At 74.5% G+C, this 13,456-nt stretch carries 12 protein-coding genes; 4 read left to right on the top strand and 8 right to left on the bottom strand.

Annotated features, from left to right (window positions below; translation table 11 throughout):
* Window positions 1–30: 30 nt before the first annotated feature.
* The 4 genes from SAM23877_RS11230 to SAM23877_RS11215 form a co-directional block, all read right to left on the bottom strand.
* The gene (locus SAM23877_RS11230; RefSeq protein ID WP_053129998.1) at window positions 31–897 is read right to left on the bottom strand and encodes a DUF5336 domain-containing protein; all 867 of its coding nucleotides are present in this window, start codon (window positions 895–897) and stop codon (window positions 31–33) included.
* A gap of 158 nt (window positions 898–1,055) precedes the next feature.
* Window positions 1,056–2,051 (bottom strand): N-acetylmuramoyl-L-alanine amidase, encoded by a 996-nt coding sequence (locus tag SAM23877_RS11225; RefSeq protein WP_053129995.1) that lies wholly within the window; start codon window positions 2,049–2,051, stop codon window positions 1,056–1,058.
* 22 nt (window positions 2,052–2,073) lie between these two features.
* Window positions 2,074–2,724, bottom strand: coding sequence for a class I SAM-dependent methyltransferase (locus SAM23877_RS11220; RefSeq protein WP_053129992.1), 651 nt, complete (start codon window positions 2,722–2,724; stop codon window positions 2,074–2,076).
* 182 nt (window positions 2,725–2,906) lie between these two features.
* On the bottom strand, window positions 2,907–4,676 hold the full coding sequence (locus SAM23877_RS11215; RefSeq protein ID WP_053129989.1) for an MFS transporter: 1,770 nt from the start codon (window positions 4,674–4,676) through the stop codon (window positions 2,907–2,909).
* Window positions 4,677–4,966: 290 nt separating this feature from the next.
* Between SAM23877_RS11215 and SAM23877_RS11210 the strand changes: the two genes are divergently transcribed.
* The gene (locus SAM23877_RS11210) at window positions 4,967–6,415 is read left to right on the top strand and encodes an MFS transporter (RefSeq protein ID WP_053129986.1); all 1,449 of its coding nucleotides are present in this window, start codon (window positions 4,967–4,969) and stop codon (window positions 6,413–6,415) included.
* A 107-nt stretch (window positions 6,416–6,522) separates the two neighbouring features.
* On the opposite strand, the gene SAM23877_RS11205 is transcribed toward SAM23877_RS11210, so the two are convergent.
* Complete coding sequence (locus SAM23877_RS11205) at window positions 6,523–7,155, bottom strand: response regulator transcription factor (RefSeq protein WP_053129982.1); 633 nt, start codon at window positions 7,153–7,155, stop codon at window positions 6,523–6,525.
* Between the two features lie 459 nt (window positions 7,156–7,614).
* The gene (locus tag SAM23877_RS11200) at window positions 7,615–8,850 is read right to left on the bottom strand and encodes a sensor histidine kinase (RefSeq protein WP_053129975.1); all 1,236 of its coding nucleotides are present in this window, start codon (window positions 8,848–8,850) and stop codon (window positions 7,615–7,617) included.
* 375 nt (window positions 8,851–9,225) lie between these two features.
* Here SAM23877_RS11200 and SAM23877_RS11195 point away from each other — a divergent pair, with 375 nt between their 5' ends.
* Complete coding sequence (locus SAM23877_RS11195) at window positions 9,226–10,101, top strand: MaoC/PaaZ C-terminal domain-containing protein (protein WP_053129972.1); 876 nt, start codon at window positions 9,226–9,228, stop codon at window positions 10,099–10,101.
* A gap of 70 nt (window positions 10,102–10,171) precedes the next feature.
* Here SAM23877_RS11195 and SAM23877_RS40200 read toward each other — a convergent pair whose 3' ends face one another.
* Together SAM23877_RS40200 and SAM23877_RS11190 are read right to left on the bottom strand one after the other, a co-directional pair.
* Window positions 10,172–10,339: a hypothetical protein gene (locus tag SAM23877_RS40200; protein ID WP_079030138.1), complete on the bottom strand. Its 168-nt coding sequence runs from the start codon at window positions 10,337–10,339 to the stop codon at window positions 10,172–10,174.
* A gap of 100 nt (window positions 10,340–10,439) precedes the next feature.
* Entirely contained in the window at window positions 10,440–11,639 is a 1,200-nt protein-coding gene (locus SAM23877_RS11190) for a hypothetical protein (RefSeq protein WP_053129970.1), read from the bottom strand.
* A gap of 198 nt (window positions 11,640–11,837) precedes the next feature.
* On the opposite strand from SAM23877_RS11190, the gene SAM23877_RS11185 reads away from it, so the two are divergent.
* Together SAM23877_RS11185 and SAM23877_RS11180 are read left to right on the top strand one after the other, a co-directional pair.
* Window positions 11,838–12,704, top strand: a complete 867-nt coding sequence (locus SAM23877_RS11185) for a Nif3-like dinuclear metal center hexameric protein (RefSeq protein ID WP_053129967.1) — start codon at window positions 11,838–11,840, stop codon at window positions 12,702–12,704.
* Window positions 12,701–13,444 (top strand): zinc ribbon domain-containing protein, encoded by a 744-nt coding sequence (locus tag SAM23877_RS11180; RefSeq protein ID WP_063484401.1) that lies wholly within the window; start codon window positions 12,701–12,703, stop codon window positions 13,442–13,444. The genes SAM23877_RS11185 and SAM23877_RS11180 overlap by 4 nt, the downstream gene beginning before the upstream one ends.
* Window positions 13,445–13,456: the final 12 nt, after the last annotated feature.

Genomic DNA, 13,456 nt, shown 5'->3' with positions numbered 1-13,456 from the left:
GTTGGGCCGAGCGCGAGGCTTCTCGGAGGCTCAGCCGCGCTGGATGCCCGAGGTGTCCTGGAGGACGCCGCGGCGGCCGTCCTGCGTCTGGGCGACCAGGTTCGCGCCGCGCTGCTCGACGGCCAGGTACCAGGTGCCCGGCGCCAGCTCGGCGATCGGCGTGGGGGAGCCGTCCTCGGCGAACAGCGGACGCGGTACCGGCACGGCGAACCAGAACGGCGAGAAGTCCCCGGCCGGCTGCGCCTGCGCCTGCTGCGGCTGCGGGGCCTGCGGCTGCGGCTGACCCGCGTGCGGCTGGGGCTGACCGCCGAAGGGCTGACCCGGCTGACCCGGCTGACCGGGCTGCCCCGGCTGGCCGCCGTACGGCTGCTGCTGCGCGCCCGGGTAGCCGTAACCACCCTGCGGCTGGCCGCCGTAGGGCTGCGGCGCGGCCGGACGGGAGGCCGGGATCAGGGAGCCCTTGAGGGCCGGGAGCAGCGGGGTGGCGACGGCCGCGGCGGCCATGACCAGGGTGGCGATGAGGGCGAGGATCAGGCCCAGGCCGGCCCCGATGTTGTCCACGCCCCCGTCGTTGTCGAAGGCTCCGGCCGGGTCGAAGATGTTGCCCAGCGCGCACCAGGCCGCGAAGACCGTGAACGCGACGCCGAACTGGCCGAGGTCGAGGCCCGCCACCTTCCTGGGCTGCGGCAGAGCGCGCGCCACGACGACGAGCGCGGCACCGATGACGCCCGCCAGGACGACACCGAGGACGACCGACCCACTGCCCCACAGGCTGGGGATGTCGGCGCTGTCCGGAGCACCTTCGATCGAGTAGATGTCGAGGAACGACGCGATCAACAGCAACACCGCTGCTCCGATCACCACGCCGTCGCCTCGAGTGAGGGAGCGGATATTCACTTCAGGTCCTTCGTAGGTCGTCTCGTCGTCGGTAGAGGCGTCGCTGTCACCATGTCGCCGTCAGGTTCCGGAGTGAAGCGCGGGGGTGGCCCCTCATCGTACGGATGACACTATCGTCCGCACATCGGGGCTGTCCGCAGGGATCAGCGCGCTGATCGCTACCCGCGCAGGAAACTCACGATTCCCTCAGACATCCCTTGCGCGGCCTTCTGCCGCCAGGCGCCGCTGGTCAGCAGCGCCGCGTCCGCGCCGTCGCGCATGTTGCCGCACTCGATGAACACCTTGGGAACCGTTGACAGATTGAGACCGCCCAGGTCCGTGCGCGTGACGAGACCGGTGCCGCCACCGACGTAGTTGGAGGGCGCGCTGCCCGTGGCGCGGACGAAGTTGCCCGCGACGCGCTCACCGAGCTCCGCGGACGGGGCGACGATGGCACGGGTGTCGGCGGCGCCGTCGTGCACCGTGCCGGGCAGGATCACGTGGAAGCCGCGGTTGCCGGCGCCCGACCCGTCGGCGTGGATCGAGATCGCGGCGTCCGCGCGCGCCTCGTTGCCGATCCGGGCCCGCTCGTCCACGCAGGGCCCGTACGAACGGTCGTCGTCCTGCGTCAGTTTCACCGTGGCGCCCTGCTTCTCGAGCAGCGTGCGCAGCCGGTGGGCCACGTCCAGGGTGAACTTCGCCTCCGGCCAGCCCGCGTCGGTGGCCGTGCCGGTCGTGTCGCACTCCTTCCAGTGCGTGCCGACGTTCACCTTGCGGTTGATCTCGGCGGTGTGCCGGAAGTTGCCCGGGTTGTGTCCCGGGTCGATGACGACGACCTTGCCCCGGAGCGGGCCGGACGCCGCGGCGGGCGCGGACTTCGAGGCGGAGGCGGACGGCTTCCTCGCCGTGGCGGTGGGTGAAGGGGAGGAGCCCGTCGGCGCCTTGGCGTCGCCGGTCGCGGAGGGGGCGGCGTCGGAGGACGGTGCCTGTGACGTCCGCTCGCCGGCCGCGCGGTCCGCACCGCCCCCGCCGCCGTCCGGGCCGCCGACCGCCGCGTACACCCCCCACCCGAGCAGCGCTCCGGGGACGAGCGCGGCGATCGCCACGGTCAGCGGACGGCGCAGCGGGGAACGGCGGGGCTGGGGTGGATCGAAGTCCGGGCCTGTGTACGACACGCAGCGACTCTAGACCGCGTCCTCAGATCCCCGCGCCGGTTCGCCGCAGGACGCGCAGCGAGTCGGTCACCGAGACCTCGGTGAACGCGCCGGACGCGAGGGCCCGGAGGTAGACGCGGTACGGGGCCTGGCCCGTGAACTCGTCGGCCGGGTCCGGGAAGACGTCGTGGATGACCAGCAGACCGCCGTCGGCCACGTGCGGCGCCCAGCCCTCGTAGTCGGCGCCTGCGTGCTCGTCGGTGTGGCCGCCGTCGACGAAGACCAGGCCGAGGGGGGAGTTCCAGACCGCCGCGACCTGGGGCGAGCGGCCGACGAGGGCCACCACGTGCTCCTCCAGACCGGCCCGGTGCAGGGTGCGGCGGAAGGAGGGGAGGGTGTCCATCACGCCCAGTTCCGGATCGACCGTCTCCGGGTCGTGGTACTCCCAGCCCGGCTGCTGCTCCTCGCTGCCCCGGTGGTGGTCGACGGTGAGCGCGGTCACCCCGGCCCGGCGGGCGGCCTCGGCGAGCAGGACGGTGGAACGCCCGCAGTACGTACCGACCTCCAGCAGCGGCAGCCCGAGCCGGCCGGCCTCCACGGCCGCCGTGTACAGCGCGAGGCCCTCGTGCGCGGGCATGAACCCCTTCGCCGCCTCGAAGGCGGCGAGGGCGGAGGGGGCGGGGGCCGCGGGCATGAGGGTCCCTTTCGGTGGTGCGGGTGCGGGTGCGGGTGCGGGGCGAGCAGGGGCGACGGTGCCGGTGGCCCCCGGAGTGGTGGTGCGGGTGGGCCGGGGTGGTGCGGCGTGTCGGCGCCCTATGCTGCCGCACCCCCTGCCGCGCGGAGCGACAGGGGGTGCGGCAGCCGAGGCGGTGCGGGTCAGGCGGAGACCGTCTCGCCCGGCAGGGTCAGATCGAGGTCGACCGGCCGGTCGCCGCCGGTGTGGGTGGCGGAGTGGGCGAGCGGACCGTGGCCCGCGGCGCGGGCGGCCAGGACGTACGGGCCTCCGGCGGGGACCGCGAGGGCGTAGCCGCCGTCACCGTCGGAGAGGGTCGCGCCCGCCTGGCGGCCGTGCCGGTCGATCAGCGTGACCTTGGCACGGGCCACGGGAGAGCCGTCGGCCGTCAGTACCCGGCCGCGGAAACCGAGCGGCGCGTCGCCGGCCGCGGGCTCCCCGGCGAGTGCCTGCTCGGCGCGGGCCAGGTTCGCGTCCTCCTCGCTGCTCGCGCGCAGCTGCGTGGTGGTCGCCGGGCGGCGGCGGGGGAGGAAGAAGGCCAGCGCCAGACCGGCGGCGACCGCGGCGGTCGCGATCAGGAAGGAGACGCGGAAGCCCTGCATGGTGGGGACGGCGACACCGCCGACGTCGTTCGCGGTGTTGGCCAGCACCATGCCGATGACGGCGCTCGACACCGACGTGCCGATGGACCGCATCAGGGTGTTGAGACCGTTGGCGGCGCCCGTCTCCGAGGCGGGGACCGCGCCGATGATCAGCGCGGGCAGGGAGGAGTAGGCGAGGCCGATACCGGCGCCGATCAGCACCGAGGTGACGACGGTCTGCCAGGCGGCGCTCATCAGTCCGAGACCGCCGGCGTAGCCGACCCCGATGATCAGCAGGCCGAGGATCAGCGTGGTCCGCGGGCCGTAGCGGGCGGAGAGGCGGGCGTACACCGGCGCGGTGAACATCATCGTCAGGCCCAGCGGGGCCACGCACAGGCCCGCGACGACCATCGACTGCCCGAGGCCGTAACCGGTCTCGGAGGGCAGCTGGAGGAGCTGCGGCAGGACGAGCGAGATGACGTAGAAGGCGACGCCGACCATGATCGAGGCGAGGTTGGTGAGCAGCACCTCGCGGCGGGCGGTGGTGCGCAGGTCGACCAGCGGGGCCGCGACGCGCAGCTCCATCCAGCCCCACAGGAGCAGGACCACGGCGGCGGCGGCGAACAGGCCCAGCGTGGTGGGCGACGACCAGCCCCAGTCGCTGCCCTTGGTGATCGGCAGGAGGAAGAGGACCAGACCGGCCGCGAGACCGAGCGCGCCCGGCAGGTCGAAGGAGCCCTTGGCGCGCAGCGGCGACTCCGGTACGACCAGCAGGGTCAGCGCGATGGCGAGGACACCGAGGCCGGCGGCACCGTAGAACAGGGCGTGCCAGTCGGTGTGCTGGGCGACCAGGGCCGCGGCGGGCAGCGCCAGACCGCCGCCGACGCCGATCGAGGAGCTCATCAGCGCCATCGCCGAGCCGAGCCGCTCGCGGGGCAGCATGTCGCGCATCAGGCCGATGCCGAGGGGTATCGCGCCCATCGCGAAACCCTGGAGGGTACGGCCGACGATCATCGGGAGCAGGGCGTCGGTGAACGCGCTGACCAGCGCGCCCACCACCATCACCGACAGGCTGGCGATCAGCATGCGGCGCTTGCCGAACAGGTCGCCGAGCCGGCCCATGATGGGCGTGGCCACGGCTCCCGAGAGGAGGGTGGAGGTCAGGACCCAGGTGGCGTTGCTGGGCGTCGTGTCCAGGAGCCGGGGCAGGTCCTTGATGACCGGGACGAGCAGGGTCTGCATCACCGCGACGACGATGCCCGCGAAAGCGAGCACCGGGACGGTGGCCCCGCTCGCTGTGCGGGCGGGCTCGTCGGTCGTCGTGTGGGACATTGAGTGAGGCCTCCAGGCCGGGTTGCGGCGCGTACGGGTCGGGAAGATCGGTGCGGGATGTGTGCTGACTGAACCTCGTGCGCCCGGGCAACTATTCCGTTGCTTCGAGTCCCTAACGAATTCTTGACCTTCTCTTGGGAGAGACGGCTGCGAGGACACCTCGGGAGCCGGAGGGCCGGGGAGCCGGAGGGCCGGAGGGCCGGGGAGCCGTTCGGGTCCGAGGGCCTAGGACCGGCCGGGGGACCAAATACCGATGCAAGGGGTGCTCCCGCATTGAGACCATGACACCCATGCTCGAAGCCACCGGTACCGCCGCCACCGCCCGGATATCCCCCCGCCGTACGCCACCGACCTGGCTCGTCGTGGCGCTCGCGTGCGCCGGACAGTTCCTGGTCGTGCTCGACGTCTCCGTCGTCAACGTCGCCCTGCCGTCGATGCGGGCCGACCTCGGGCTGAGCCCGCAGGGGCTGCAATGGGTGGTCAACGCCTACGCCATCGGCTTCGCCGGGTTCCTGCTGCTCGGCGGACGGGCCGGCGACCTGTACGGGCGCAAGCGGATGTTCCTGGTCGGGCTCGGGCTGTTCACGCTGGCCTCGCTCGGCGGCGGCCTCGCCCAGGAGGGCTGGCAGCTGCTGGCCGCGCGGGCCGTGCAGGGGCTGGGGGCGGCGGTGCTGGCGCCGTCGACGCTGACGATCCTGACCGCGGCGGTGCCGGAGGGCGCGGCCCGGGCCCGGGCGATCGCGACCTGGACCGCCGTGGGCGCGGGCGGCGGCGCCGCGGGCGGACTGGTGGGCGGCATCCTCGTGGACGGGCTGTCGTGGCGCTGGGTGCTGCTGATCAACGTGCCGGTGGGCGCGGTGGTGCTGACCGGCGCCGCGCTGTGGCTGACCGAGAGCCGGGCCGGCGAGCGGCGGCGCCTCGACCTGCCGGGCGCGCTCCTGGTGACCGCCGGACTGGCCACGCTGGCCTACGGCATCTCCCGGACCGAGTCCGAGGGGTGGACGGCGGTGGCGACGCTGGTGCCGCTGCTGGCCGGGCTCGCGCTGCTGGGGCTGTTCCTGCTCGTCGAGGCGCGCACCGCGACCCCGCTGATGCCGCTGGGACTGCTGCGGCTGCGGTCGGTGGCGTCGGCGAACGCGGCGATGCTGGTGTCCGGCTCGTCGATGTTCTCGATGTGGTTCTTCATGACGCTGTACGCGCAGAACGTGCTGGGCTACTCCCCGCTGGACGCCGGTCTCGCCCTGGTGCCCAGCTCGCTGGCGGTGGTCCTCGGCTCGAAGGCGGCACCGCGCCTCATGCCGGCGCTCGGCGCCCGGAACGTGGCCGTGCTGGGCACGCTGGTGGCGGCGGCCGGCTTCGGCTGGCAGTCGACGATGACCGCGGACGGGGCGTACGTGACCGCGATCATGATCCCCGGGGTGCTGATGATGCTGGGGGCGGGGCTGGCGGCGACTCCGCTGGCGTCGCTGGCCGTCTCCGGGGCCGCCGCGGGGGACGCCGGACTGGTCTCCGGGCTGATCAACACCTCCCGGACGATGGGCGGTTCGCTGGGCCTCGCCGTGATGTCGACGATCGCGGCGTCCCGGTCCGGGGGGGAGCACGCCGGGCCCGCGGCGCTGACGGACGGGTACGCGCTGGTGTTCCGCACGGCGGCGGTGGTGCTGGTCGCGGGCGCGGCCCTGATGTGGGCTTGGCTGCCGGCGGCGAAGCCGCGCGAAGAGGGCGTGCCGCGGGCGTAGGGCCTCGCGGTGGCCCCGGGGCGGAGCGGGGCGAGCCGGGGTGGGCGGTGCGGGTCGGCGCGGGGTGGCGCGGGTCGCCGCGGGATATGTGGCCGGGCCGGGTGGGGTCAGACCCACCCGTGGCGCCGGGCCTCGCGCAGCGCCTCCGTGCGGTTGCGGGTGGCGGTCTTGCCGATGGCCGCGGAGAGGTAGTTGCGGACCGTGGACTCGGAGAGGTGCAGCGCCGCCGCGATGTCGGCGACGGTCGCGCCGTCGGCGGACGCCCTGAGAACGTCGCACTCGCGGGCGGTGAGCGGGCTGGGGCCCGCGCTGAGCGCGGCGGCGGCGAGCGCCGGGTCGACGACCGTCTCGCCGGCCAGCACCCGGCGGATCGCGCCGGCCAGCTCCTCCACGGGACCGTCCTTCACCAGGAAACCGGCGGCTCCGGCCTCCATGGCCCGCCGGAGGTACCCGGGGCGGCCGAAGGTGGTCAGGATCAGCACCCGGCAGTCCGGCGCCCGCTCCCGCAGTTCACCGGCGGCGTCCAGGCCGTTCCTGCCCGGCAGCTCGATGTCCAGCAACGCGACGTCCGGACGGTGCGCGAGCACCGCGCCGACGATCTCGTCCCCGGCCGCCACCTGGGCGACGACCTCGATGTCCTCCTCCATCCCGAGCAGCAGCGCGAGCGCGCCGCGCATCATGCCCTGGTCCTCGGCGAGGAGGACGCGGACGGGGCGGGCGCGGGGCGTCTCGTCGGTCACGGGGCAAGGGTAGGGGCGCCGGGCCCGCCGTCGCTCCCCGCCACGGAGTCCCCCGTCACGGAGCCGTCCCCGTCACGGAGCCGTCCCCTGCGACGAAGCCGTTCCCGGCCACGGCGCTGTTCCCCGCCACAGCGGCGTTCCCGGCTACGGCGCTGCTCCCCGTCACGGAGCGCCCCCCGTCGCGGAGCCGCCCCCTGCCACGGCGCTGTTCCCCGCCACAGCAGCGTTCCCGGCCACGGCGCTGCTCCCCGTCACGGAGCCGCCCCCCGTCACGGAGCCGTCCCCTGCCACGGCGCTGTTCCCCGCCACAGCAGCGTTCCCGGTCAGCGTCGCCCCCCACGACCTCGCCCCCCCCGTCACGTCCCCGCCACGGCGCTCCCCGCCAGCGTCGACCCCCCACGACATCGCCCCCCCGCCACGGCGCCGTCGGTCCCCCGCCCCCGAGGCGCGCCCCCACCTCTACGCCACCGCCCCCACGGCCACGCCCTCCCTCTCCACGGGCAGCTGCGCGGTCACCGTGAAACCGCCCCGCGGCTCCACCTCCGCGGTCAGCGAGCCGCCGGCCGCGGCGAGGCGCTCCGTCAGGCCGGTCAGTCCGGTGCCGGGGCCCTGAGCGGGGCCGTCACCGCCCGTACCGTTGTCCGTGACCGTCAGCCGGACGTGCTCCGTACTGCCCGACACGGCGATCTCGCACCGGCTCGCACCGCTGTGCCGTACGACGTTGGTGACCGCCTCCCGCACCACCCACCCGAGGAGCGCCTCGGCCCGCGGAGGCAGCGGCGGGCCGGAGTGGTGGACCACGGGTTCCATGTCCGCGGCGGTCAGCGCCGAGCGGGCCCGGTCCAGTTCGGTGCCGAGGCTGCCCTCGCGGTAGCCGGTGACCGCCTCGCGGACCTCGGTCAGCGCCTGGCGGCCGACCGACTCGATGTCGGTGATCTGGGTCAGGGCCGCGTCCAGGTCGCGGGAGGCCAGCCGACGGGCCGCCTCCGACTTGACCACGATCACGGAGAGGGTGTGGCCGAGCAGGTCGTGCAGGTCCCGGGAGAAGCGCAGCCGCTCCTCCGCGACCGCCCGGGTCGCGAGTTCCTCGCGGGCGGCGCGCAGTTGCCGTACGGCGTCGGACAGGCTCAGGATCGCGGCCGTCACCATCGTCGACAGGAAGGTCCCGTAGGCGATGTTCAGGCCGCCCCAGCCGTCCTTGACGCCGGCCACGGCACCCCCCAGGGCCGCCAGCGACCAGCCCCACCGCCCCAGCCACCGGCCGCGCAGCGCCGCACCGGCGGCCAGGCCGAGCAGCGGGAAGAAGAGCAGCCAGGTCCCGCCGTAGGCCAGGGCCAGCGCGCAGGTCACCAGGGCCATGGCGACGAGCGCCAGACGCGTGGACGGCGACTCGCGCCGCTCCCTGTCGAAGGAGCGGAAGGTCACGTAGATGTAGAGGGAGTTGAAGACGAGCAGGCCCAGACCGCTGATCCAGGGGTCGGAGGTCCGGCCCTGGAAGATGTTCGCGAGGCTGCCGAGGCCCAGCAGCAGCCAGGGCAGGAGGGTGAAGCCGGTGGGCGGTGGCCCGATCCGTTCCTCACGCCCACCGTCGGCCCGCTCGCCGTCGGCACGTCCGCCGTCCCACGACTCCCGCGCCAGCTGCCATGCGTCCAGGCGGCACGAGATCCCGCGCAGTCGCCCTCGTGTCCGGGTCATCGGCCGTCGGCTCCTCTCCGGGTCCGTCGCTGTCCGTCGCGCCCTCGCGTCCCGCACGCCGGCAGCCACGCCGTCACTACGAGAATCGCACCTGGAGGCGGCACGTGTCCCGTGGCGGCGGACGTCCGGTCCGGGGCGCTCCCGCGCGGGAGGTCGCCGTGTGTTCGTGTCATACGCACGACGCTACGGAGCGGCCGGTGGGGGCGGCAGATGCGGTTGTCCGGGGTTCGGGAGGACAAATGTCCTACGCGGCCGGCGTCCCGTACGGTCTGACTGCCGTGACTGCCGTGACTGCCGTGACTGCCGTGACTGCCGTGACTGCCGCGACTGCCGTGACTGCCGTGACTGCCGTGAGCCCGAGGTGACAGGAGAGCCGTGCCCATCGACGCAGCCGAGGCGCTCGCCGCCGCACCCCGCGTGCGCGAGATCGCCTGGGACCACAAGGACGTCCTGCTCTACCACCTCGGCATCGGCGCCGGCCGTCCCGCCACCGACCCCCGCGAGCTGCGCTACACCCTGGAGTCCCGGCTGCACGTCCTGCCGAGCTTCGCGACGGTCGCGGGCGGGGGGCCGCCGGGAGTCATCGGCGGCCTGTCCACGCCCGGTGTCGACGTCGACCTCGCGCGGGTCCTGCACGGCGGGCAGTACCTGCGCCTGCACCGGGCCCTACCGGTGCGGGGCCGGGCGAGCGCGGCCGCACGCCTCGTCGCCGCGTACGACAAGGGCACGGCGGCCGTCCTCGTCCTGCGCACCGAGGTCACCGACGCGCACGGGCCCCTGTGGACGGACGAGGCCGAGATCTTCGTACGCGGGGAAGGCGGGTGGGGCGGTGCGCGGGGACCGTCCGGGCGCCCGGCGCCGCCGCCCGCCGAGCCACCGGACCACACGGCCGAGGTGCCCGTACGCGAGGACCAGGCCCTGCTCCACCGGCTCTCCGGCGACTGGAACCCCCTGCACGCCGACCCGGAGTTCGCCGCGCGCGCCGGTTTCGACCGGCCCGTCCTGCACGGGCTGTGCACCTACGGCAGCACCCTCAAGACGGTCGTCGACACCCTGCTGGACGGCGACGTGAACCGGGTGCGCGAGTACCGCACGCGCTTCGCCGGGGTCGTCCACCCGGGCGAGACGCTGCGGGTGCGCATGTGGCGGTCCGCCGGGGAGGACGGCGGCGGCTCGGTGCGGGTGGCCGTGAGCGCCGTCGACAGGGGTGACGTCCCCGTCCTCGCCGACACCGTCGTCCGGTACGGGTGACGGCCCCGGCCCCGCCCGTCGCTGTGACGAACGGGGCCGGGGCCGCTTGCCGTGACTGCGGTCCGTACCGTCAGGCGGCCGTTTCCCTGTCCTCGGCCGGCTTGCGGTGGCGGCCCCGCGGGACCGCCGCGCCGTCCTGACCGGAGACAGCTCCCCGGTGCCTGCCGTGGCCGGTCCCGGTCTCGGTGACGTCGGCGCCGTCGGCCTGCATGGGCTGGGTCGTGCTGGCGTCGTTCATCGGAAGAAATTCACCCCGTCAACATGATCTTCTTTCCTACAGCCGGGCGAGTGTAACCGGCACACCTCGGCCCGAATCCAGGCGGCCATGCCGACCGGCACTACTTTGTTACACGCCGTGCCAGAGGGGCCTGTTGCAGCGGAACGGGACGCGGCGGGGCGGGGGCCGGGGCGGCCGAAGTGTCCGGCCCGTCCGGTTCACCGGGGCCGTCGGAGGCGGCCGATCCGTCCGTTTCGTGCGGAGCGGAATCCTCCGCGTCCCCGGCCCGTCCGCCGCCCGTGTCGGGCGCCAGCCGTGCCACCGCGCACGGCGACTGCGGTGTGGCGCACGGCAGACGCAGCTCCCCGTCCGCGGTCCACAGCCCGGCCCCCGCCAGCCACCCCTCGGGTGCCGGCAGATGCCGCACCTCCCGTTCGGCCGGCCGCCACACCCCCACCCAGCTCCCGAACGCGCCGTCCACGCGCAGCGCCACCGCGCAGCGTTCCGGCGTCAGCGCCTGGCCCGGCTGGATCGCGAACGGCGTCACCACGCAGTCCGTCAGCCGCAGGCACTCCGGGAAGCGCACCGGCAGCGTGCTGCCCAGCACGCCCCAGCCGAGCCGTCCCCGGCCCGGGGAGGGTGCGTCGGAGCGGATCAGCACCAGGCCGCTGTCCGGGTCGGCCAGCAGTATCCGGTCGTCGCTGTCCGCGGCGATCTGCAGCAGCGGCGACACCTCGCCGTCCCGCTCCAGGTCCACCACGACCGCCTTGGTGCGCCCCCCGGTCTCCCGGTCCACGGCCAGTATCCGGCCCGTACGGTCCAGCCACGCCCCGCCCGAGCAGCGGCCGGGGACCTCGGCGACCCGCTCGGGCCCGAAGGCGCCGCCCGCGACCTGCCACAGCACCGTCGAACGCGGGCCGACGGCCAGGGCGTACGCCCGCTCGCCGCCCGGGGCCGGCGGCAGCAGGCGCAGGCGGGTGGTGTCCGCCGGGCACTCGATGGCGCCGAGCGGCAGCTCACCGGTGCAGGGTCCGGTCGGATACAGGAGGGAGAAGAGGTGCCGGCCCGCCGCCGTGCGGTGCACCAGGACCCGCCCGTCGCCCATCGGCTGCACCTCGGTACCGGGTTCCTCCGGCTGGTTGCCCGGCAGCGGCACCGCGTACGGCTCGGGGCCGTCCAGGGTCCAGCGCTCCGGGTACCAGGAGTCCCCGCTCCGGGCGAGCCGCGCGGCGTAGGCGCCCTCCGCGGCGATGCTGCAGCCCGCCCGGGGAGGGTCGTCGCTCCCGGGGTCCGCCGAAGGCTCGATAGCACAGGCTGTCATCGTTCGGTCACCTCCGGCGACGAAGCTAGTTATCGCACGCACGGGCGGGGCACCGGCGGCCGTCACCGTCACACAAACGTGTGGCACAGGAACGATTCGCCTGAGAGGCGGACACCTGGTGTGCTGTGCCGGACCGGGCCGGCCGCGGGGGCACGCTGCCGGTAGGACGGCGCAGAACGGCCAGGTAGCCTTGCGTTCGTGCCCCGTCTGTCAGAAGTCATCGCCGCGCTGGAGAACCTGTGGCCCGCCGAGCGGGCCGAGTCCTGGGACGCGGTCGGCACCGTCGTGGGCGACCCCGACCAGGAGGTCTCCCGGGTCCTGTTCGCCGTCGACCCGGTCCAGGAGACCGTCGACGAGGCGGTGGGACTGGGCGCCGACCTCCTCGTCACCCACCACCCGCTGTATCTGCGGGGGACGACGACGGTGGCGGCCTCCACCTTCAAGGGCCGCGTGGTGCACACGCTCATCAAGAACGACATCGCGCTGCACGTCGCCCACACCAACGCCGACACCGCCGACCCCGGCGTCTCCGACGCCCTGGCCGGCGCGCTCGACCTGCGGGTCGTGCGGCCCCTGGTGCCGGATGCCGGCGACCCCGAGGGCCGCCGGGGCCTCGGCCGGGTGTGCGAGCTGGACCACCCGCTGACCGTCCGCGAGTTCGCCGCCCGCGCCGCCGAGCGGCTGCCCGCCACCGCGCAGGGCATCCGGGTGGCCGGCGACCCGGAGGCCACCGTCCGCACGGTCGCCGTCAGCGGCGGTTCCGGCGACAGCCTCTTCGCCCACGTGCGGGCGGCCGGCGTCGACGCGTTCCTCACCGCCGACCTGCGCCACCACCCCGCGTCCGAGTTCCTCGCGGACCGCGCCCACAGTCCTCTCGCGCTGCTCGACGCGGCGCACTGGGCCACCGAGTGGCCCTGGTGCGAGCTGGGCGCGGCCCAGCTCGACGAGATCTCCGACCGGAACGGCTGGGACCTCAGGGTCCACGTCTCCAAGACGGTCACCGACCCCTGGACCGCCCATGCGGCGTCCACCCCGACCTCCGACGCAATGGGAGCCCCCAACTGAAAGCCGCGCCCGCCGACCAGATCCGACTGCTGGACGTCCAGGCATTCGACGTCCGTCTCCAGCAGCTCACGCACAAGCGCAGGTCCCTGCCCGAGCACGCCGAGATCGAGTCGCTGACCAAGGACCACACCCAGCTGCGCGACCTGCTCGTGGCCGCGCAGACCGAGGAGAGCGACTGCTCCCGCGAGCAGACCAAGGCCGAGCAGGACGTGGACCAGGTGCGCCGGCGCGCCACCCGCGACCAGGAGCGCCTCGACTCGGGCGCCGTCACCTCCCCGAAGGACCTGGAGAACCTCCAGCGCGAGATCGCCTCCCTCGCCAAGCGGCAGGGCGACCTCGAGGACGTCGTCCTGGAGGTGATGGAGCGCCGCGAGTCCGCGCAGGAGCGGGTCGCCGAGCTGACCGAGCGGGTCGGCTCCGTGCAGGGCAAGATCGACGACGCCACGGCGCGCCGGGACGCGGCCGTCGAGGAGCTGGACGCCGAGGCGGCCTCCGTCACCAAGGAGCGCGAGGTCGTCGCGGGCTCGGTCCCCGAGGACCTGCTGAAGCTCTACGAGAAGCTGCGCGGGCAGCAGGGCGGCGTCGGCGCGGCCAAGCTGTACCAGCGCAGCTGCCAGGGGTGCCGCCAGGAGCTGGCGATCACCGAGCTGAGCGAGATCCGCTCCGCGGCGCCCGACACGGTCGTACGCTGCGAGAACTGCCGCCGCATCCTGGTGCGCACGGCGGACTCCGGGCTGTAGGGGGCCGGTCCG

The sequence above is a fragment of the Streptomyces ambofaciens ATCC 23877 genome (assembly GCF_001267885.1).
In the GTDB taxonomy this organism is placed as follows: domain Bacteria; phylum Actinomycetota; class Actinomycetes; order Streptomycetales; family Streptomycetaceae; genus Streptomyces; species Streptomyces ambofaciens.
The sequence above is the reverse complement of the archived record's forward strand: the minus strand, read 5'-3'. Positions and strand labels throughout refer to the sequence as shown.

What these genes read in the sequence shown, in the direction of transcription:
- SAM23877_RS11215 (WP_053129989.1), bottom strand. Translation starts at nt 4,676, where the DNA reads ATGTCCCACACGACGACCGACGAGCCCGCCCGCACAGCGAGCGGGGCC.
- SAM23877_RS11220 (WP_053129992.1), bottom strand. Translation starts at nt 2,724, where the DNA reads ATGCCCGCGGCCCCCGCCCCCTCCGCCCTCGCCGCCTTCGAGGCGGCG.
- SAM23877_RS11210 (WP_053129986.1), top strand. Translation starts at nt 4,967, where the DNA reads ATGCTCGAAGCCACCGGTACCGCCGCCACCGCCCGGATATCCCCCCGC.
- SAM23877_RS11190 (WP_053129970.1), bottom strand. Translation starts at nt 11,639, where the DNA reads ATGACAGCCTGTGCTATCGAGCCTTCGGCGGACCCCGGGAGCGACGAC.
- SAM23877_RS40200 (WP_079030138.1), bottom strand. Translation starts at nt 10,339, where the DNA reads ATGAACGACGCCAGCACGACCCAGCCCATGCAGGCCGACGGCGCCGAC.
- SAM23877_RS11200 (WP_053129975.1), bottom strand. Translation starts at nt 8,850, where the DNA reads ATGACCCGGACACGAGGGCGACTGCGCGGGATCTCGTGCCGCCTGGAC.